At 69.4% G+C, this 19233-nt stretch carries 24 protein-coding genes; 5 read left to right on the top strand and 19 right to left on the bottom strand.

Translation table 11 applies throughout. The features are described from left to right. Window positions 1–207: 207 nt before the first annotated feature. From H0I76_RS16215 to H0I76_RS16180, 8 genes are all read right to left on the bottom strand, one after another. Window positions 208–1563 carry a sigma-54-dependent transcriptional regulator gene (locus H0I76_RS16215; protein WP_200612147.1) on the bottom strand — a complete coding sequence of 452 codons (1356 nt, stop codon included), beginning with the start codon at window positions 1561–1563 and terminating at the stop codon, window positions 208–210. Further along, window positions 1560–3386 carry a sensor histidine kinase gene (locus H0I76_RS16210; RefSeq protein WP_200612144.1) on the bottom strand — a complete coding sequence of 609 codons (1827 nt, stop codon included), beginning with the start codon at window positions 3384–3386 and terminating at the stop codon, window positions 1560–1562. Before H0I76_RS16210 ends, H0I76_RS16215 begins: the two co-directional genes overlap by 4 nt. Before the next feature lie 46 nt (window positions 3387–3432). After that, window positions 3433–4440, bottom strand: a complete 1008-nt coding sequence (locus tag H0I76_RS16205) for a DctP family TRAP transporter solute-binding subunit (RefSeq protein ID WP_200612141.1) — start codon at window positions 4438–4440, stop codon at window positions 3433–3435. A gap of 162 nt (window positions 4441–4602) precedes the next feature. Next, window positions 4603–5763: an acyl-CoA dehydrogenase family protein gene (locus H0I76_RS16200; RefSeq protein WP_200612138.1), complete on the bottom strand. Its 1161-nt coding sequence runs from the start codon at window positions 5761–5763 to the stop codon at window positions 4603–4605. A gap of 23 nt (window positions 5764–5786) precedes the next feature. Beyond that, window positions 5787–6572 carry an SDR family oxidoreductase gene (locus H0I76_RS16195; protein ID WP_200612128.1) on the bottom strand — a complete coding sequence of 262 codons (786 nt, stop codon included), beginning with the start codon at window positions 6570–6572 and terminating at the stop codon, window positions 5787–5789. Next, window positions 6569–8035, bottom strand: coding sequence for a carnitine 3-dehydrogenase (locus tag H0I76_RS16190; RefSeq protein WP_200612126.1), 1467 nt, complete (start codon window positions 8033–8035; stop codon window positions 6569–6571). Before H0I76_RS16190 ends, H0I76_RS16195 begins: the two co-directional genes overlap by 4 nt. Window positions 8036–8045: 10 nt before the next feature. After that, entirely contained in the window at window positions 8046–8255 is a 210-nt protein-coding gene (locus tag H0I76_RS16185) for a hypothetical protein (protein ID WP_200612124.1), read from the bottom strand. A 149-nt stretch (window positions 8256–8404) separates the two neighbouring features. Further along, entirely contained in the window at window positions 8405–9313 is a 909-nt protein-coding gene (locus H0I76_RS16180; RefSeq protein ID WP_200612122.1) for a BKACE family enzyme, read from the bottom strand. A 95-nt stretch (window positions 9314–9408) separates the two neighbouring features. On the opposite strand from H0I76_RS16180, the gene H0I76_RS19710 reads away from it, so the two are divergent. From H0I76_RS19710 to H0I76_RS16155, 5 genes are all read left to right on the top strand, one after another. Next, window positions 9409–10401 (top strand): GlxA family transcriptional regulator, encoded by a 993-nt coding sequence (locus H0I76_RS19710; protein WP_200612119.1) that lies wholly within the window; start codon window positions 9409–9411, stop codon window positions 10399–10401. 78 nt (window positions 10402–10479) lie between these two features. Further along, a complete protein-coding gene (locus H0I76_RS16170; protein ID WP_200612117.1) occupies window positions 10480–11040 on the top strand; it encodes a prolyl-tRNA synthetase associated domain-containing protein in 561 nt (186 codons plus the stop codon). Window positions 11041–11116: 76 nt separating this feature from the next. Beyond that, window positions 11117–12025 (top strand): thioredoxin family protein, encoded by a 909-nt coding sequence (locus H0I76_RS16165; protein WP_200612115.1) that lies wholly within the window; start codon window positions 11117–11119, stop codon window positions 12023–12025. 15 nt (window positions 12026–12040) lie between these two features. Then, a complete protein-coding gene (locus tag H0I76_RS16160; RefSeq protein WP_200612113.1) occupies window positions 12041–12694 on the top strand; it encodes an LON peptidase substrate-binding domain-containing protein in 654 nt (217 codons plus the stop codon). A gap of 32 nt (window positions 12695–12726) precedes the next feature. Further along, window positions 12727–12921, top strand: a complete 195-nt coding sequence (locus tag H0I76_RS16155; RefSeq protein ID WP_200612498.1) for a Trm112 family protein — start codon at window positions 12727–12729, stop codon at window positions 12919–12921. A gap of 108 nt (window positions 12922–13029) precedes the next feature. Here H0I76_RS16155 and rplS read toward each other — a convergent pair whose 3' ends face one another. From rplS to ffh, 11 genes are read right to left on the bottom strand one after another with little or no spacing between them, the layout of a single operon-like run. Next, window positions 13030–13419, bottom strand: coding sequence for a 50S ribosomal protein L19 (rplS, locus tag H0I76_RS16150; protein WP_200612101.1), 390 nt, complete (start codon window positions 13417–13419; stop codon window positions 13030–13032). Next, window positions 13416–14303: a tRNA (guanosine(37)-N1)-methyltransferase TrmD gene (gene trmD, locus H0I76_RS16145; RefSeq protein ID WP_200612098.1), complete on the bottom strand. Its 888-nt coding sequence runs from the start codon at window positions 14301–14303 to the stop codon at window positions 13416–13418. The genes rplS and trmD overlap by 4 nt, the downstream gene beginning before the upstream one ends. Next, window positions 14300–14722, bottom strand: coding sequence for a bleomycin resistance protein (locus H0I76_RS16140; RefSeq protein ID WP_234455382.1), 423 nt, complete (start codon window positions 14720–14722; stop codon window positions 14300–14302). Before H0I76_RS16140 ends, trmD begins: the two co-directional genes overlap by 4 nt. A 15-nt stretch (window positions 14723–14737) precedes the next feature. Beyond that, a complete protein-coding gene (locus H0I76_RS16135; protein WP_200612092.1) occupies window positions 14738–15037 on the bottom strand; it encodes a hypothetical protein in 300 nt (99 codons plus the stop codon). Further along, the gene (gene rimM, locus H0I76_RS16130; protein ID WP_200612090.1) at window positions 15034–15588 is read right to left on the bottom strand and encodes a ribosome maturation factor RimM; all 555 of its coding nucleotides are present in this window, start codon (window positions 15586–15588) and stop codon (window positions 15034–15036) included. The genes H0I76_RS16135 and rimM overlap by 4 nt, the downstream gene beginning before the upstream one ends. Before the next feature lie 4 nt (window positions 15589–15592). Then, window positions 15593–15832: a GlsB/YeaQ/YmgE family stress response membrane protein gene (locus H0I76_RS16125; RefSeq protein ID WP_200612088.1), complete on the bottom strand. Its 240-nt coding sequence runs from the start codon at window positions 15830–15832 to the stop codon at window positions 15593–15595. A gap of 25 nt (window positions 15833–15857) precedes the next feature. Further along, the gene (gene rpsP / locus H0I76_RS16120; protein WP_200612086.1) at window positions 15858–16262 is read right to left on the bottom strand and encodes a 30S ribosomal protein S16; all 405 of its coding nucleotides are present in this window, start codon (window positions 16260–16262) and stop codon (window positions 15858–15860) included. Window positions 16263–16305: 43 nt separating this feature from the next. Then, a complete protein-coding gene (locus H0I76_RS16115) occupies window positions 16306–16608 on the bottom strand; it encodes a chorismate mutase (protein ID WP_200612076.1) in 303 nt (100 codons plus the stop codon). A gap of 26 nt (window positions 16609–16634) precedes the next feature. Next, window positions 16635–17165, bottom strand: a complete 531-nt coding sequence (locus H0I76_RS16110) for a GNAT family N-acetyltransferase (protein WP_200612073.1) — start codon at window positions 17163–17165, stop codon at window positions 16635–16637. Further along, entirely contained in the window at window positions 17162–17683 is a 522-nt protein-coding gene (locus H0I76_RS16105; protein ID WP_325166472.1) for a GNAT family N-acetyltransferase, read from the bottom strand. The genes H0I76_RS16110 and H0I76_RS16105 overlap by 4 nt, the downstream gene beginning before the upstream one ends. Continuing rightward, window positions 17683–19176 (bottom strand): signal recognition particle protein, encoded by a 1494-nt coding sequence (ffh, locus tag H0I76_RS16100; protein WP_200612066.1) that lies wholly within the window; start codon window positions 19174–19176, stop codon window positions 17683–17685. The genes H0I76_RS16105 and ffh overlap by 1 nt, the downstream gene beginning before the upstream one ends. Between the last annotated feature and the right edge of the window lie 57 nt (window positions 19177–19233).

The raw sequence follows: 19233 nt of genomic DNA, 5'->3' as shown, positions 1-19233 counted from the left end.
ACACACATCGCCCGATGCCCGCTCGCGCCCTGGTCGTTCCGCTGACACCCGTGGTGCGAGCTGCCGCACAGAACACGCCCTTCGCGTGCGGAATTCCGCACAGTCATGCGAATAGATCCGAGGCCGCCCGTCCTCTTGTGTGACGTCGCGCAGGCCGCGGCATTGCGTGCCGCACCGCTGACCCTCGCGGCCCGGGGAAGGGGCGCTTCAACGGAAGTCGTCCGGTTTGAGGCCGTGACGCGCGAGCTTCTCGTAGAAGGTCTTGCGCGGAGTACCCAGACGCTCGCAGGCCGTCGGCACATGGCCTCCGGTTGCGCGCAGGGCGTCACTGAGCATCGATTTCTCGTAGGCAGCCATGCGCGCCACAAGGGTGGCTGCCGTTCCATCCGGGGCCGGCTCCGCGGACTGCGTGCCGCTCGCATGCCAGTCGAGGCCGAGCGCGAAACGCTGTGCCGCGTTCTTGAGCTCGCGGACATTGCCGGGCCATTCATGTGCCGCAAGCTCGGCCACCAGCGCGTCGGGAACCTGTGGCGCGGTCTGCCCCGCGCGCGACGCGGCCTCGACCACGAAATGGCGGAACAGCGCGGCCAGATCCTCGCGCCGCTCGCGCAGCGGGGGCACGGCGACCCGCGCGACATCGAGGCGATATGTCAGGTCGGATCGGAAACGCCCCTCGGCGGCGCCGGCGTGCAGATCGGCCTTCGTCGCGGCGATGACCCGAACATCGATCGGGATCGCGCGCTCGGCGCCAAGGCGCTCCAGTTCGCGCTCCTGCAGCACCCGCAGCAGGCGGACCTGGAGGTCGAGCGACATCGACTCGATCTCGTCGAGGAAGACGGTCCCGCCCCCGGCCTGCTCGAACCGGCCAATGCGCCGGGCCGTCGCTCCGGTGAAGGCTCCCTTTTCATGCCCGAACAGTTCTGACCCGGCCAGGTCGGGCGAAAGCGCGCCACAGTTGATCGCGATGAATGGTCCTTCGGCACGTGCCGAGCGCGCATGCAGCATGCGCGCCGCGACTTCCTTGCCGGCGCCGGTCTCGCCCAGGATGAGCACGTCGAGGCCCGAGGCGGCGACCTTCTCGATCTGCTCGCGCAGCCGTTTTGCAGCGGCGCTTTCGCCGATCAGGCGGACGGTGCCCGGCGCCGCGGCAAGCTCGGCGCGCAGGGCGCGGTTCTCGAGCACCAGCGCGCGCGTATGGCAGGCTCGGCGCGCCACCTCGATCAGCCGTTGCGGCGGGCAGGGCTTCTCGAGGAAATCGTAGGCGCCGGCGCTCATCGCGCGGACCGCCATCGGGATGTCGCCTTCGCCCGTCAGCATCACCACCGGCAGTTCGCGGTCCATCGCGACGACCGCGTCGAGCAGTGCAAGCCCGTCCTTGCCGGGCATCCGCACGTCCGAGATGACGGCACCGGGCCAGGCCGGGTCAAGCCGCTGCAGCGCCACCTCGGCCGACTCCGCCGTCTCGACGGCGATGTCGGCAAGGTCGAGGGTCTGCGCGAGGGCCGCGCGAACCATCGCGTCGTCTTCCACAAGCAGCACATGCGGGGCGATCTGCGCGCTCATTCCGCGGCCTCGACATGGACGCCGGGCAGATCGATGGTGAACACGGCGCCGCCGTCGGGATGGTTGGTCGCGCGAATCCGTCCGCCGAAGCTCTCGACGATCCCGAACGAGATCGAGAGACCAAGGCCCAGCCCTTCGCCAACGCTCTTGGTTGTCCAGAACGGGTCGAAGAGATTGCGCCGTGCTTCCTCGCTGAGGCCGGGTCCCGTGTCGCGCAGGGTGAGCCGGCCGCCCTCGGGCGTCGGCTCGGCCCGGATCTCGATACATCGCTCGCTGGTGCCGGTCATCGCGTCGAGCGCGTTGGCGACGAGGTTCATCACGACCTGCCCCAGCCTGACCTGGCCGCCGCGGACGATGACCGGCGCCTCGGGCGGATGCCAGTCGACGCGTGCGCCCTCGGCCGCGAGGCGCCGCTCCATCAGTTCGAGCGCATCGGTGACGATCCGGTCGAGCGCGACCTCGGTCGCCGGCTCGCCTTCCCTGCGTGCGAAGGCCCGCAGGTTGCTGATGATCCGCGCCATGCGCGAGGTCAGCTCGGCAATCCGGCCCAGATTCGCGGCGGCCTCGTCCGTGCGCGCGCGCGAGATCAGGACCTGCGCGTTTTCCGCGAAGGAGCGTATGGCGGCGAGCGGCTGGTTCAGTTCGTGACTGATGCCCGCCGACATCTGGCCCAGGGCCGAGAGCTTCGAGGCCTGGATGAGGTCATCCTGCGCCTGGCGCAGTGCCGCCTCTGCGGCACGGCGATCGGCGATTTCGGCCGAGAGCTGCCGGTTGGTGCGCGTCAAGGCCGCGGTGCGCTCGGCGACGCGCGCCTCGAGCCCGGCCCTGGCCCGGGCCTGGATCGCGAGCCGTTCGGCCAGTCGCCGGCGGCGCTGGATGAGAAGCGCGATGACAAGCGCGATCACCAGGCTCGCCAGCGCCGCGATCGCCGCAACGGTGCGCGCCTGCGCGGCGACCGGCTCCACCGGCGTCAGCATGTGGGCGATGAGGTCGAGCCGCGGCAGGTCGAGCCGCGTGAGAATGGCCTCGCCCGTTGCGACACCCTCGCTCGCCCACGCGGTTCCGTCGACCGTTTCACGGCCCGCGACCGACCGCGCCGGCAGCTTGGGCAAGGTGAGGATCTCGGCGCCGTCGTATTGCCGGTTCTGCCGGATGGCGTCCAGCGCATCGGGCGGCAGCGGTTCAAGCGTCCGGTAGAGAAGTCCGGGCGACGAGGCGAGGAACACCACGCCGTGCGGATCGGTGAAGAAGACGTCACGCTCGCCGGTAAGCGCCTCGGCCTCGAGCTCGTCCACATCCACCTTGACCGTCAGCACGCCGAGGCGCGTGCCCTGCACGTCGACCGGCACGGCGAAATAGAAGCCCCGCAGCTTCGAGGTGGTGCCGATCGCGTAGAACCGGCCCAGCGCGCCCTCCATGGCCCGGCTGAAATAGGGTCGGTAGCTGAAGTTCTGGCCCACGAAGCTGCGGGGCTCGTTCCAGTTGGACGCGGCGACGGTCACGCCGTCGGTGTCGATCAGGTAAATGTCCGAGGCGCCGGTGACGCTGACCAGCCGCTCGAGCAGCCGGTTCGACGCCTCGATCGACAACTCGTCGCGTGCTGCGAGGGTCTCGGCGAAGGGGCCGGTGTCGGCGAGGACGCGCGGGAGTTCCTTGAACTTGGCCAGCGGCGTCTCGATCCGGGCGACGGCGAGCGCGATCTCCGAGTCGGCGTCGCGGCGCATCGCGTCGATGCCGGTGGCCCACGCCCACAACCAGGCAAGCGCCGCGGCCAGCATGACTGGCAAGGCGAGGGCCAGAAGGGTCGTCAGGCGGCGCGTCACGACCGCCGCCCTCGCGCCCTGCCGGGCGCCTGGCGCGGCAGCGGGGTCAGCGGCGGTTCGAGGCCAGAGCCGCCTCGATCAGCGAGGCGCCGATCTCGTTTTCGAACTGCCGCCACACCGGTGTCAGCACATCGACCCATTTCTCGCGATTGCCCTTCGTCAGCCGCCGCACCGCTCCACCATTCTCCAGAATGCGCATTTTTGCCAGTTCGTTGAGTTCGAACGAGAAGCGGTTGTACTCGTGGCTGACCTCGACGAGGATCTGCCCGATGCCGGCGCGATCGGCGGCCGGAAGCCCCTCCCACCAGTCGCGCGACACGATCACCAGGTAGTCGATGATGCCGTGATTGGTCTCGGTGACCCCGTCCTGACGGGTGTAGAACTTCTTGGTGTAGATGTTGGTCCAGGTGTTCTCCTGCCCCTGCACCCGGCCGTCGCCGAGCGCATCGTAGACGTCCTTGAAGGCGAGCTTCACCGGCTCGGCGCCCAGCGCCCGGAACTGCGCGTCCAGCACGTCCGAGGACTGGATGCGGAACTTGAGGCCGGCCGCATCCTCGGGTGCCTTCAGCGGCCGGTTGGCCGACATCTGCTTCATGCCGTTGTGCCAGTAGGCGAGGCCGAGAATTCCCCGGTCGCGCATCGAGGACTTCATCGCCTCGCCGGCGGGCGAGGTCTGGAACCGCTCGACGGCGGCGATGTCCTCGAACAGGAAGGGAAGGTCGAAGATCCGGAACGCCAGGGTATAGGTCTCGAACTTCGAGAGCGAGGGCGCGGCCATCTCGACGTCGCCGGCGACCAGCGCGTCCAGCACGTCGTCGTCCGAGAAGAGCGTGGAGGAGGGATAGACCTCGACGCAGTAGCGTCCCTCGAAGGTCGCGTTCACGCGGGCGGCGAACTCGGCCGCGGCCTCGCCCTTGGGATGGCCCTTGTCGGCGACGACATGGCTGAAGCGGATCTTCTGCTCGCCCTCGTCACAGGCCGTTTGTGCCGCGCTGGCCGAAAGGGACGGGACGATGAGGGCGGCGCCCAGCAGCGCCGTGAATATGGCTCGCATCGTGATCTCCCCCGCTCGGGGCGGCGCGGCCTTCCGGCACCCCCGCGGCCCGGACGGTCCCGGCCGCCGAGATGCCGAAACGTCCCTCTGGTATACCAAGGGTGCAGCCTCGGTCAATCTTCCTTTCGCGGTTGCGAGATGACGTTTCGAGGCGCCATCGGGCTATGCGCCCAGCGGGCGCAGCATCTCGCGGCTGATGATGTGGCGCTGGATCTCGGAGGTGCCGTCCCAGATCCGCTCGACACGGGCATCGCGCCAGAAGCGGGCGAGCGGCAGGTCGTCCATCAGGCCCATCCCACCATGGATCTGGATTGCCGCATCGGTGATGCGGGCCAGCATCTCGGAGGCGTAGAGCTTGGCCGAGGCGATCTCGCGGTTCGCCGGCAGCCCCTGATCGAGCCGCCAGGCCGAGGCGAGGGTCAGCCAATCGGCCGCGTCGATCTCGGTGATCATGTCGGCAAGCTGGAAGCTGATGCCCTGGAACTTGCCGATCTGCTGGCCGAACTGCTTGCGCTCGGCCGAGTAGCTGAGCGCGTGGTCGAAGACGCGGCGCGCGCGGCCGACCGACATGGTCGCGACCGTGATGCGGGTGGCATAGAGCCACTCGTTCATCACGTCGAAGCCGCCATCGACCTCGCCCAGCACCTGTGCGTCGGGCAGGCGGCAGTCGTCGAACTCGAGGATCATGTTCTTGTAGCCGCGATGGCTGACCGAGTTGTAGCCGTGCCGGATGGTGAAGCCCGGCGTGCCGCGGTCGACCAGGAAGCAGGTGATCCGCTTCTTCGGCGCTTTCGGCGTCTGGTCCTCGCCCGTCGCAACGAAGACGATGACGAAATCGGCATGGTCGGCGCCCGAGATGAAGTGCTTGGTGCCGTTGATCACCCAGTCCCCGCCGTCGCGCCGGGCGAAGGTCTTCATGCCGCGCACGTCCGAGCCCGCGTCGGGTTCGGTCATCGCCAGCGCATCCATCCGCTCGCCCCGGACGGCGGGCAAGAGGTAGCGCTCGCGCTGCTCGCCCTTGCAGGCCATCAGGATGTTCTGCGGCCGGCCGAAGAAGTGCGTAAGCGCCATCGAGCCGCGCCCGAGCTCGCGCTCGACCAGCGCGAATTCGAGGTGGGAGAGACCCGCGCCGCCCACCTCCTCGGGGAAGTTGCAGGCGTAGAAGCCCAACTCCAGCGTCTTGGCCTTGATCGCCTCGGCGACGGCGAGCGGTACCTCGCCGGTGCGCTCGACCTCGTTCTCGTGGGGATAGATCTCGTTCTCGACGAAGCTGCGGACCGTCGAGACGATCATTTCCTGTTCTTCGGTCAGGCCGAAATGCATCTGTCTTGCTCCCGTATGCTCCGTCAGACCTTGGGGTCCGGGTTCTCGGTATGGCCGTCGACCGCGATCGCCTGGCCCGAGACGAGGCGGGCGGCGGGCGAGGCGAGAAAGACCGCCATCTGCGCCACGTCGCCGGCCGTGACCCAGCTCCGCATCGAGGTGCCGGCGGCATAGCCCGCGCGCACGGCCTCGGGCGTCATGCCCTTGGCGGCGGCCTCGCGGGCGACGACGCCCTCCATCCGCGGGCCCTCGACCGCGCCGGGGCAGATGGCGTTGGCGCGGATGCCGTGCGGGCCCAGTTCCATGGCCAGCGTCTTCATCAGGCCGATCACGCCCCACTTGGCCGCGCAATAGGGTGCGCGGTTCGGGTAGCCGTAGAGCCCGGCGGTGGACGAGGTGAGAACCATCGCGCCCGAGCCTTGCGCCTTCATCATTGGGGCCGCGTATTTCGCCGCGAGGAACGCCCCTTCGAGGTTCACCCGCACGCAGTCGCGGAAGCCGTCGAGCGGCATGTCCTCGACCCGCGCGGTCGGCCCGGCGACCCCGGCGTTGGCGCAGAGCGTGTCGAGCCCGCCCCAGAGGGCGCCAATCTCCTCGAACATGGCCGAGACCTGCGCCTCGTCGGCCGCGTCGGTTGCGCAGCGCTGCCAGCTGTCGGGACAGGCGGCCAGCGCCTCGCGGTCGATATCCGCCACCCAGATCCGTGCGCCGGCGTCGGCGAAGGCCTCGGCCATCGCCCGGCCGATGCCGGACGCGCCGGCCGTGATCAGGACGCGATGGCCCGCGGGCAGCGTGATGGGGGCGGTCATGGCCTTTGCCCGACCGCGCGGCCCACGCCCTCGGGCAAGGGCAGGGCGGCGTGGGCGGCGGCGATCTCGCCGAGCTTCGCCGCGACGGCGGGGGCTGGGTCGCAGGCGGCGCGGGTCTCGAGGCTCACATGGATCAGCATCTGCTCGCCGGTCGCCAGAAGCCGCCCGTCCTCGTGCCGCATCCAGTGGAAGAGGCGCAGCTTCTTGCCCTTGCCCTCCAGCACCTGCGTCGTGACCGTCACCCGGTCGCCGGCCTTCGCCTCGTCGAGATAGCGGATGTGGATCTCGACGGTGAAATAGCTGAGGCCCCTGGCGATGTAGTCCTGATCCGCCCCGATCGCCTTCATCGCGCCGTCGGCGGCGTCCGAGAAAAGCTGGCCATAGCGGCTCTCATTCATGTGGCCGTTATAGTCGGTCCAGTCGGCGGGGATGCGCGCCTCGGCGGTGACGAAGGGCCGGGAGAAGTCCTGCGCCTTGGTCCCGGTCAGGGCGAAGAGCCGCTTCTCGTAATCCGCCAGCACCTTGCCCGCGCCCCAGTCGTTGGCCTTCAGCGCCTGCATGATGGCGACGAGGTTGTCGTCGCGGATGCGCTCGAGCTCGCGGATCGAGTATTTGCCCGACTGCGCGTGCGACTGGTCGGCGACCATGTCGATCAGCTCGTCGGTCAGTTCGGGCACGTCCATCAGCTTGGTCCAGGGCCATTTCAGGCAGGGGCCGAACTGGGCGATGAAGTGGCGCATCCCCGCCTCGCCCCCCGCGACGCGATAGGTCTCGAAAAGGCCCATCTGCGCCCAGCGGAGGCCGAAGCCGAAGCGGATCGCGTCGTCGATTTCCTCGGTCGTGCCGATGCCGTCCTTCACCAGCCAGAGCGCCTCGCGCCAGACGGCCTCGAGGAAGCGGTCGGCGATGAAGGCGTCGATCTCCTTGCGGATATGCAGGGGCTTCATGCCGATGGTGGCGTAGATCTCCTTGGCCCGCTCGACCACGCCCGCGTCGGTCCGCTCGCCCGCTACGATCTCGACCAGCGGCAGCAGGTAGACCGGGTTGAACGGGTGGGCGACAATCAGGCGTTCCGGGTGGGCCAGCGGCTTCTGCAGGTCGCTCGGCTTGTAGCCCGAGGTCGAGGAGGCGATGATGCCCTCGGCATTCGCCGTCTCGATCTCGGCATAGACCTTGTGCTTGAGGTCGATCCGCTCGGGCACCGCCTCGACGATCAGCTCGGCGCCCTCGACCGCCTCGGCCACCGATCCGGCCAGCCGCCAGCCGCCCTTGGCGGGCCGGGGCGCGAGCGTCAGCTTGCCATAGGCGCGCTCGGCATTGGCCAAGACCTCTCCCAGCTTGCGCCTGGCCTCCGGGTCGGGGTCATAGACCGTGACCTCGACCCCGTTCTCGATCAGGCGGGCGAGCCAGCCTCCGCCGATGACACCGCCGCCGAGGATGGCAGCTCTCTTAAGTGACGACATTGAAAGATCCTCAAACTAGGAGCAGCCGCCAGTAACCAAGGAAGAACATCAGGAGGATGCCGGATGCCAGAACCTCGGTGACCGGGAAGCGCGAGATGCGCCAGTTGTGTTTGCTGCCGGCGAGACGGAGCGCTGCGGCACCTGTGCCGACCGTACCCCCGACGGTGGTGACCAAGGCGCCGACAGCGAAGGCAATCTCCACGGTGTAGTGGTCGTCCATGGCGAGCGAGTCCAACCAGCAATACCCGCCAACCAATGCGATCGGTATCGAGATTGCAGCGAGCCCTCTCCAGGTTCTCGCAAGCATAGGCAAGGCGGCGACGATAAACGTGGCCGCCACGATCGCTAGCTTTACGGCATCGTTTGAACTCACCTCGGCGCCCGTTTCTCCAGCTTCAGGCGCTTGCGCACCTCGTCCGGGCCGATCACCCGCGCGCCCATCCTTTCGACGATGCCGACGGCGCGGTCGACCAGCTGCGCGTTGGTCGCCAGCACGCCCCTCTCGAGCCAGAGGTTGTCCTCGAGCCCAACCCGGACATTGCCGCCCGCCAGCACCGCCGCCGCGACATAGGGCATCTCGTTCCGCCCGATCGAGAAGGCCGAGAAATGCCAGCTCTCCGGCACGTTGTTGACCATCGCCATGAAGGTGTTGAGGTCGTCCGGCGCCCCCCAGGGCACTCCCATGCAGAGCTGGACCAGCACCGGGTCCTCGATCAGCCCTTCCTTAACCAGTTCCTTGGCGAGCCACAGATGGCCGGTGTCGAAGGCCTCGATCTCGATGCGCACGCCCGAGTCGGTCATCATTTTCGCCATCGCCCGCAGCATGCCGGGGGTGTTGGTCATGACGTAGTCGGCCTCGGCGAAGTTCATCGTGCCGCAGTCGAGGGTGCAGATCTCCGGTCGGCACTGCACGACATGCTCGACGCGGGCCGAGGCGCCGATCATGTCGGTTCCCGCGACCGTCGGCAGGGGCTGCTCGACCGAGCCGAAGACGATGTCGCCGCCCATGCCCGCGGTGAGGTTCAGAACCACGTCGACCTCGGCGTCGCGGATCCGCTCGGTCACCTCGCGGTAGAGCGCGACATCGCGCGAGGGCTTGCCGGTTTCGGGGTCGCGGACATGGCAGTGCACGATCGCGGCGCCGGCCCTGGCGGCCTCGATCGCGCTCTCGGCGATCTGCTTGGGCGAGCGCGGCACATGCGGGCTTCGATCCTGCGTGCCCCCCGATCCGGTGACGGCACAGGTGATGAAGACCTCGCGGTTCATGGCGAGCGGCATCAGGCATCCTCCCTTGGCTTTCGCGCAGATTGCCTGCATGTGGCCACCCGTGCTCTACATTATCGGAACTTTAAGATGCAGAAACGGAACAACCCGTGTTCGAACCCGATCCCGCACCTCTGGCCGTCGAATTGCTGGTCCTGCCCGAGACCACCCTGATCCAGGTGGCGGCCGTGATCGAGCCGATGCGCGCGGCCAACCGGCTTCTGGGGCGCAGGCAATTCGCATGGACCATCTCGACGCCCGACGGTGCCGCCGCGCCGACCCAGGCGGGGATCCCGGTGCCTGCCGCGCGGGCCTTCGATCCTCTGGCCTCGCGCGAGCCGCTGTTCGTCTTCGCCTCCTACAATATCGACCGGCATGCGGCGGGGACGCTCATCCGACGGCTTGGCCGGGCCGGGCGCGAGCGGCCGGTGATCGGCGGCATCGAGGGCGGGGCATGGGCGGTGGCGCGCGCGGGCCTGCTGACCGGGCGCCGCGCGACGACACACTGGGAGGATCTCGATGCCTTTGCCGGGACCTTCCCCGACATCCGCGTCGAGCCCGCGCGCTTCGTGATCGATGGCAACCGCTTCACCACCGGCGGCGCGGGGCCTGCGCTCGACCTGATGCTCGCGCTGATCCGCAGGCGGCTGGGCTATCCCCTCGCGCTCGAGGTTGCCAAGGCCTTCATCTACGAGCCCTCGGGCCGCGAGGAGCAGGCGCCGGCGCTTGCGCTCGCCCGTCCGCGCGAGCCGGTTCTGGCCTCCGCGCTGAGCGAGATGGAGGCCAACCTCGATGCCCCCCTGCCGCTCGAGCGCATCGCCCGCCGCGCCGGGGTGTCGGCCCGGCACCTGCAGACGCTGTTCCGCCGCAGGTTCGGCGTCTCGCCGCATGGCCACTACCTCGCGCTCAGGCTCAACCATGCCCGGCGCCTTCTGATCGAGACGGCGCAGCCGGTGGTCGAGGTCGCGGCAGCGGCGGGCTTCGCCTCGGCCGCATCGTTCACCCGCGCCTACCGGCAGATGCATGGCGAGACGCCGTCGCAGACGCGCCGCGCCGCTGGCGGGCACGATATCGCGCCGCCCGCATCCACGTCCGATGATTGATCGCGCCGGGCGGCCCGGCTGCCCTTGCCTCAGCGCCACCCCGCCTTATGCTGCCGGACGGGACAGAAGGAGGGCGTGATGACGGGCGCGACGCCGGCCGGCGAGGCAGAACTCTACGATTACCTGCGCGACCACGGGATCGCCTTTCGCCATCACACGCATCCGCCGCTGCACACGGTTGAGGAGAGCCGCGCGCTGCGCGGCGACCTGCCGGGCGCGCATGTGAAGAACATGTTCATGAAGGACAAGAAGGGAGCGATCTGGCTTGCCACCTGTCTCGAGGATCGCGAGATCCGCATCCGCGACCTCGAGAAGGAGATCGGCGCCAAGAACCTCAGCTTCGGCAAGCCCGACCTGTTGTGGGAGAGCCTTGGCGTGCGGCCCGGCGCGGTGACGCCCTTCGGCCTGCTGAACGACCGCGAGGGCCGCGTGAACTTCGCGCTCGACGCGCGGCTGCTCGACTTCGACACGATCAACGTCCACCCGCTACACAACGAGGCGACGACCGCTATCTCGAGGGATGATCTCATGCGGTTCGTCGCACTCACGGGGCACGAGGCGGTGGTCGTGGACTTTGACGCGCTCGAGGCACTGGCCCGCGCGCGCGCGGAAAGCGGCGGCCACGCGGCCGCGGGATGATTGCGGCGCGCCCCGCGAGGCTCTATGTGGGGCGAAAGCCCCTTGGGCAGGCCGACCGCAATTTTAGGGTGAGACGATGATCGAGCTTGGCAATACCGCACCGGAAAAGCCCGCGGAGGGCCTGATCCGGGACGTTACCGACCAGAGCTTCATGGAGGACGTGATCGAGGCATCGCGCGAGGTGCCGGTGATCGTCGACTTCTGGGCGCCCTGGTGCGGTCCGTGCAAGACCCTGGGCCCGGCGCTCGAGCAGGCGGTGAACGCGGCCCGCGGCGCGGTGCGCATGGCCAAGGTCAATGTCGACGAGAACCAGATGGTCGCGGGCCAGCTGCGCGTGCAGTCGATCCCGACGGTCTACGCCTTCTTCCAGGGCCAGCCGGTCGACGGCTTCCAGGGCGCGGTTGCGCCGTCCGAGGTGAAGGCATTCGTCGAGCGGTTGGCCAAAATGGCGGGCGGCGACGGCATCGAGGAGGCGCTGGAGGCGGCCGAGACGATGCTGGCCGAGGGCGCGCTTCAGGACGCAGCGCAGACCTTCGCGGCGATCATGGCCGAGGTCCCGGACAATGGCCGCGCGATCGGCGGCCTGGCGCGCGCACTGCTGGCCGCCGGCAACACCGACGAGGCGAAGGCCACGCTCGACCGAGCGCCGGCCGAGCTGCAGAAGGATGCGGCGATCCTCGCGGCGCGCTCGGCGATCGAGCTTGCCGAGATGACGCAGGAGACCGGCGAGGTCGCCGAGCTGCGCGCGCGGCTCGAGGCCGACCCCTCCGATCACCAGGCACGCTACGATCTCGCCCTCGCGCTGATCGCGGCGCGCGACAACGAGGGCGCCATCGACGCGCTGCTCGACCTCTTCCGTCGCGACCGCGAATGGAATGACGGCGCGGCCCGGACCCAGCTCTTCAAGCTGTTCGACACGCTCGGCCCCAAGGACCCGCTGACGCAGAAGGGGCGCCGACGGCTCTCCTCGATGATCTTCGCCTGAGAAAGGATCCGGCGTTTGACCCGGCGCTTCGCCCTTGCAGATCTTCCGGAAGTCATTCCCGTCTTTCCGCTTCCGGGGGCGCTTCTGTTGCCCAGGGCCAGGCTGCCGCTCAACATCTTCGAGCCCCGATACCTCGCGATGCTCGATGACGCGCTTCGCTCGGATCACCGGCTGATCGGCATGGTGCAGCCTTTCGAGAACTCGGGCCAGCCGCCGAAACTCCACTCGATCGGCTGTGCGGGGCGCGTCACCTCGCTTTCGGAGACCGAGGACGGGCGCTACCTGATCGCGCTCTCGGGTGTCTGCCGCTTCCGCCTGCGGGGCGAGCTCGACGGGTTCACGCCGTACCGGCGCGTCCGCGCCGACTGGACCGACTTCGCGGCGGACCTCGGGCGGGTCGAGACGGATGCCGCCTTCGACCGCGACGCCTTCCTCGCGCTCTTGCGCCAGTATTTCGAGTCGGCGCACCTCTCGTCGGACTGGGACGCGATGCGCGAGGCCGAGCCCGAAATGCTGATCAACTCGCTGTCGATGATGTGTCCCTTCTCGGTCGAGGAGCGCCAGGCGCTGCTTGAAGCGCCGCGGCTCTCGGATCGCTGCGACACGCTCGTTGCCCTGATGCGTTTCGCCATCGCCTCGGGCGGATCGGACGGGAACAAGGTGCAATGACCGAAACGGATGACGACCGGCCGCAGCGCAACATGGGCCCGACGCCGGGCGCCGATGCCGTGGCGCCGCGGCTGCTCGAGTCGCTGGTCTGTCCCGCCACCGGCGGGAAGCTGGTTCTCGACCGCGCGCGGGGCGAGCTTGTCTCGAAGGCGGCGGGCCTCGCCTACCCGATCCGTTCGGGCATCCCGATCATGCTGATCGACGAGGCGCGCAAGCTCGACGAGTGACCGGCGCGCCGCCGCTTGGCGATGGCGGCGGCGTGAGCGGGTTCTGTCCAAACGCAAAAGGGCGGCCGATGGCCGCCCTTCGAAGCTTCGCCCGCTTTTGCGCGGCGATTACTTGGCGGCTGCCGCCTCGTCGCGCGCCTTGTAGTTCGTCTTCTCGACGATGCGGGCCGACTTGCCGCGGCGCGAGCGCAGGTAATAGAGCTTGGCGCGGCGGACCTTGCCGCGGCGCACGACGGTGATCGAGTCGATGTTGGGCGAGTGGAGCGGGAAGACGCGCTCGACGCCCTCGCCGAACGAGATCTTGCGCACGGTGAACGACGCGTTGAGGTTGTTGCCGCCGCGGCGGCTGATGCAGACGCCCTCGTAGGCCTGCACGCGCGAGCGCGAGCCTTCGACAACCTTGAAGCCCACGCGAACGGTGTCGCCGGGGGCGAAGTCGGGGATGGATTTGCCGAGAGCGGCGATGTGCTCGGCTTCGAGCTGCTGAAGCAGGTTCATGTCTCGTCGTCCTTCTTTGGCCCGCCTTTTGCGGCGGAGGTTTCAGCGTCCGAGAGCTCTGCTTCTCCTGCCGGGTCCGGCTGGGTGGCGTTCACCCAGGCCCGCCAGAGGTCGGGACGTCTTTCCTTCGTCAGCCTTTCTGCCTGGGCGTGCCGCCATTCGGCGATCCGGGCGTGATGGCCGGAGAGGAGAACCTCCGGTATCTCGCGCCCCTCCCAGACCTGGGGCCTCGTATACTGCGGATGCTCGAGGAGCCCCCGCGAGAAACTTTCCTCGGCCGTGCTGGCCTCGTTGCCCAGAACCCCGGGGCGAAGCCGCAGAACCGCGTCGAGGATCACCATCGCGGCCAACTCGCCCCCGGTGAGGACATAGTCGCCGATCGAGACCTCCTCGACCCCGCGCGCGTCCAGCACCCGCTGGTCCACGCCTTCGAAGCGGCCGCAGAGAAGGGTGACGCCCTGCGCCCCGGCCAGCCGCCGCGCCATGGCCTGATCGAACACCCGGCCACGGGGCGACAAATACAACAACGGCCAACGCGCCCGGTCGCCGGTCGCATCCGCCATCGCCGCGTCGATCGCCTCTCCCACCACGTCGGGCTTGAGCACCATGCCCGGCCCGCCCCCGGCGGGGGTGTCGTCGACGGTGCGGTGCTTATTGCGCGCAAATTCGCGAATGTCCAGAGCCTCGAGCCGCCACAGACCGTCGCTAAGGGCCTTTCCGGTGAGGCTGTCGCCCAGCGGGCCCGGGAACATGCCCGGAAAGAGGGTCAGCACCCGGGCGGTGAAGGCGCCGGGGCGGTGCAGATCCTCCATGAGCGGCCGGGGCCGCGCGGCCACGCGCGGCTGGAACATGCCCTGAGAGCGGGGTTTGGGCGCGTCGGTCATCCCACTACCCTGCCGCGTTCCGGGCGGCTGGATGTCTCGCCGAGCGATTCGCAGAATCTGAGCAGATACCCATCCGGATCCTGCACAAGGAACTGGCGCTGTCCGAGCCAGACCGGGCCGGCTCGGTACCAGGCCTCTTCGGTTGGGCGGAAGAGCGCGACGCCCGCGGCCACCAGCCGGGTCTCGATTGCTCCGAGGTCATCGACGCCAATCTCGAAATTGATACCCCGACCAAGCGGCGGTTCGAGCGAGGCAGTGATCCAGCTCTTGGCGGAAATGGCTTCCAGCATGAACACCGCGCCGTCGCGCTCGATCGAGGCGAAACCCTCATCTGCTCGCTCATAGGTCACGCGAAAGCCGAGGCCTGTGTAGAATGCGAGGCTAGCGGCGATGTCCCGGACAGCAAGCTCGGGCACCATTCGGGGGCGCATCGCTCAATCCTCGGCCACGTCCGCATCGGGGTGGGGCAGGGCGACGAGCTTTTCGGCCGCGGCCCTTGCTGCCCCCTCGCGCGGCTGGAGGTGCATCGTATTGCGCTCGACCCAGTCGAGGTAATGCGCCACCCGTCCCGCCGTGATGTCGGGATCGGACAAAAGTGCCAGCACCTCGCGCGTCTGATGGGTATAGGCGTCCGCCGCGCCGGGCGTGTCGGCGAGGCCGAGCGGGTCCCAATGGGCGAGCAGGATGCGCCGGATGGTCTGGCTCAGGGCTGCGCGCGCGGCCTCACTGGTCATTCGGCGTCCTCCGGTCCCGGCCCCGTCTCTGCGTCGAGGGCTCCTTCGGGAGGGTCCGCGATGATGCGTCCGGCTGCAAGGTCCACGGTGGGCACGACCGCCCGGGTGAAGGGCAGAAGCACGGGCCGCGCGCCGGGGCGGGTCACCTCGAGGATGTCTCCCGCCCCGAAATCGTGGATCGCCCGCACGCGGCCCAACTCGGCGCCGCCGGCGTCGATCACCGGCAGGCCGATCAGGTCGACATGGTAGAACTCGTCGTCCGGCAGGCTGGGCAGCCGCTCGCGCCGGGCGTAGAGCCGCGTGCCCTTGAGCGCCTCGGCCTCCTCGCGCGTCGCGGCGATCGAGAGGCGCGCGGCGAAGGCGCCCTTGAGCGGGCGGGTGATGCGCACCGCCACCTCGCGCCCGTCCTCGGTCCAGAGGGGCGCGTAGTCGGCGATGGCGCCGGGCTCGGCGCAGAAGGACTTGAGCCGCGCCTCGCCGCGCACGCCGAAGGCGCCGGCGACGGCGCCGACGCAGATCAGGTCCTCGTTGTCGGCGGGACGGCGGGACATGCCGTCAGCGGATCGCGCGCGAGAGCGCGATCAGCACGCAGGCGCCCACCGTGCTCCAGACCAGTGCGGCGAGAAGGCCGCCGCCCGCCCAGAGCCCGATGGTCCCTGCGATCCAGTTGCCGACCACACCGCCCAGGATGCCGAGCGCGATCTGCCACGGAATGTCGAGCCGCGAGCCCATGATCCGCCCCGCCAGCCAGCCGGCCGCGGCGCCGATCACGATCGTCAGGATCAGACCGCCCATGGCAGCCCCCGCGCTTCAGGCTGCCTCACTCGGCAGCGGCTTCCTCGGACGCGGCTTCCTCGGCAGCGGGCGCCTTCGCGGCCTCGGCAGCGGCGGCCTCGCGGTCGGCACGCTTCTTCGCGCGCTCCTGCGCGGCCTTGCCGGGCTCGCCCTTCTGGGGGTTCGAGCGCTCGGACTTGGTGCGCAGGCCCGCGGCCTCGAGCATGCGGGCGATGCGGTCGGTCGGCTGGGCGCCGTGGTCGAGCCAGTGCTGGACGCGCTCGACATCCATCTTCACGCGCTCTTCCGAGTCCTTCGGCAGGAGCGGGTTGTAGGTGCCGAGCTTCTCGACGAAGCGGCCGTCGCGCGGCATGCGGCTGTCGGCCGCGACGATGCGGTAGAAGGGGCGCTTCTTCGAGCCGCCCCGGGCGAGCCTGATCTTCATTGCCATGGTGGTTCTCCTGTCTATGGCGTTGGTGGCCCCGCGGGGCCGGTCAGTCCTGCATCTGCTGGTGGTGGCGGATCACCTCGTCGACGATGAACCGCAGGAACTTCTTGGCGAAGACGGGGTCGAGCCCGGCGTCCTCGGCCAGCTTCTCGAGCCGCGCGATCTGGCGCGTCTCGCGCGCGGGGTCGGCGGGCGGCAGGCCGAAGGTCACCTTGAGGCGCCCCACCTCCTGCGTGCACTTGAACCGCTCGGCCAGCGTGTGGACGAGGATCGCGTCGAGATTGTCGATCGAGTGACGGAGGTCCGACAGGATCTCCTGCGCGCGGGCGCTGTCTTCGGCGTCGTTCATCCCGGCGCTCCCTTGGGTTTGATCGCTCATGCCTGCCGCCTCACGGCCGCGAAATCCGGGTGGCGGAAGGCGAGGCACGGATCCTCGCCCTGCGGCAGCGGCGCGGTCCGGTCGAGCACCGCGCCCAGCCGCTCGGCCAGCCGGATCGAGCGGTCGTTGCCGTGGTCGATATAGCTGATCAGCGGGCCGAGGCCGCGCGCCTGCCAGGCCCAGTTGCGCGCGGCGAGCGAGGCCTCGAAGGCGACGCCGCGGCCCTCGGCCCGGGGCACGACCATCCAGCCCAGCTCGGGCTCGGCGTAGTTGATCGGGTGGTAGAGCCCGACCTCGCCCAGGTAGTCGCCGGTCTCGCGGTCCTCGATCGCCCAGGCGCCGTAGCCGCGGATCGCCCACAGTCCGGCGCAGGAGGCGAAGTCGCGCCAGGCGCGGATGCGGTCGAGCGGTCCCGACTGGTAGACCGAGCGGTCCGAGGCATAGAACGCGGCATAGGGCTCGAAGTCCTCGACGCGCGGGGCGCGCAGGCGCAGGCGTTCCGTGGTGATGACGGGGATCGCGGTCATGCCGTGCCCCCGTTCGCCGCGTGGCGATAGACCAGGCAGGTCGCGTCCCCGGGCGTCTCGGCTGCGGGGTCGCGGCGGGCGCCCAGCCGCTCGGCCAGGCGCATCGAGCGGGTGTTGGCGGGGTCGACATAGCTGACCGCGGTGCGCCAGCCCAGTGGACCGAAGGCATGGGCGCGCGCGGCCTGCGCGGCCTCGAAGGCGTAGCCCTTGCCCTCGTCCTCCGGGCGCCACAGGCTCCAGGCGATCTCGGGCTCGGGCCAGTCGGCGGGGAACCAGGGGCCCGCCATGCCCATCGCGGCATCCGAGCCCTTGGGGGCAAAGACGAACATGCCGAAGCCGCGCAGCACCCAGTGGCCCACCACATGGGCAAAGCCGCGCCAGGCCTCGCCCAGATCGTACGGCCCGCCGACGAAGCGCGCGCGCTCGGACCGGGCGAAGGGCGCCCAGGCCTCCCAGTCCGCGGCGCGGGGCGCGCGGAGCTGCAGGCGTGCGGTCTCGATCATGGGGGCCGCGGACATCATTTCTTTTTCGAGAGCCCAGATAGGCCGCCGAGGCCTGGTGGCAGCGCCGGCCCCTTGCCCGCGCCGAGGCCGGGGAAGCCGCCCGGGGGCAGCGCCGGGCCTGCGCCGGGCGCCGCGACGCCGGGGGGCATGCCGCCCTTGCCGAACATCTGCGAGAGGGCGCCGCGCATCAGGCCCTTCTTTCCCATCTTGCCCATCTTCTTCATCATGTCCGCCATCTGGCGGTGCATCTTGATGAGCTTGTTGACGTCCTGCACCTCGAGCCCGGCGCCGGCGGCCACGCGCTTCTTGCGGCTGGCCTGCATCAGGTCGGGGTTCTTGCGCTCGGCCTTGGTCATCGACTGGATGATCGCGATCTGGCGGCGGATGATGCGGTCGTCGAAGCCAGACTCGTCGAGCTGCTTCGACAGCTTCCCCATGCCCGGCAGCATGCCCATGATGCCCTGCATGCCGCCGAGCTTGAGCATCTGGTCGAACTGGGCCTTCATGTCGTTCATGTCGAAGCGGCCCTTCTGGAACCGCTTCATCATGCGCTCGGCCTCGGCCGCCTCGATCTGCTCCTGCGCCTTCTCGACGAGGCTGACGATGTCGCCCATGCCGAGGATGCGGCCGGCGACACGCTCGGGGTGGAACTCCTCGAGCGCATCCATCTTCTCGCCGAGGCCGACAAACTTGATCGGCTTGCCGGTGACCGCGCGCATCGACAGCGCCGCGCCGCCGCGGCCGTCGCCGTCCATGCGCGTCAGCACGCAGCCCGTGATGCCGATGCGGCCGTCGAAGTTCTCGGCGGTCGAGACCGCGTCCTGGCCGGTGAGGCCGTCGACGACCAGCAGGGTCTCGCGCGGCCTGGTCTCGTCGCGCACCGCCTCGACCTCGGCCATCAGCTCGTCGTCGATCGAAAGGCGGCCGGCGGTGTCGAGCATCACGACATCATAGCCGCCGAGATTTGCCTGCGTCTTGGCCCGCTTGGCGATCTGGACAGCCGTCTGGCCGGGCTGGATCGGCAGGGTGTCGACACCGATCTGCGTGCCGAGGACGGCAAGCTGCTCCATCGCCGCGGGCCTGCGGGTGTCGAGCGAGGCCATCAGCACGCGTTTGCCCTCGCGCTCCTTCAGGCGCTTGGCGAGCTTGGCGGTGGTGGTAGTCTTGCCCGAGCCTTGGAGGCCGACCATCATGATCGTCGCAGGCGGGTTGTCGATCCGCAGGCGGCCCGGCTCTTCGTCCTCGCCCGCGAGCACCTTGACCAGCTCGTCATGGACGATCTTGACGACCTGCTGGCCCGGCGTGACCGACTTCACGACGTGGCGGCCCTGGGCGGCCTCCTCGACGCGCTTGATGAAGCCGCGGGCGACCGGGAGCGAGACGTCCGCCTCGAGCAGCGCCACGCGCACTTCGCGCAGAGCGGTCGAGATATCGGCCTCGGTCAGCGCACCCTTGCCGGTGAGCTTCTCGAGGGCGCCGCTCAGGCGATCCGACAGGGCCTCGAACATCCGATGCTCCTTGTCTGCTCCGCTGTGGCGCCGCGGGGACGCCGGAAAACCATCAGG

Source organism: Thermohalobaculum xanthum, from assembly GCF_016623495.1.
Lineage (GTDB): Bacteria > Pseudomonadota > Alphaproteobacteria > Rhodobacterales > Rhodobacteraceae > Thermohalobaculum > Thermohalobaculum xanthum.
The sequence above is the reverse complement of the archived record's forward strand: the minus strand, read 5'-3'. Positions and strand labels throughout refer to the sequence as shown.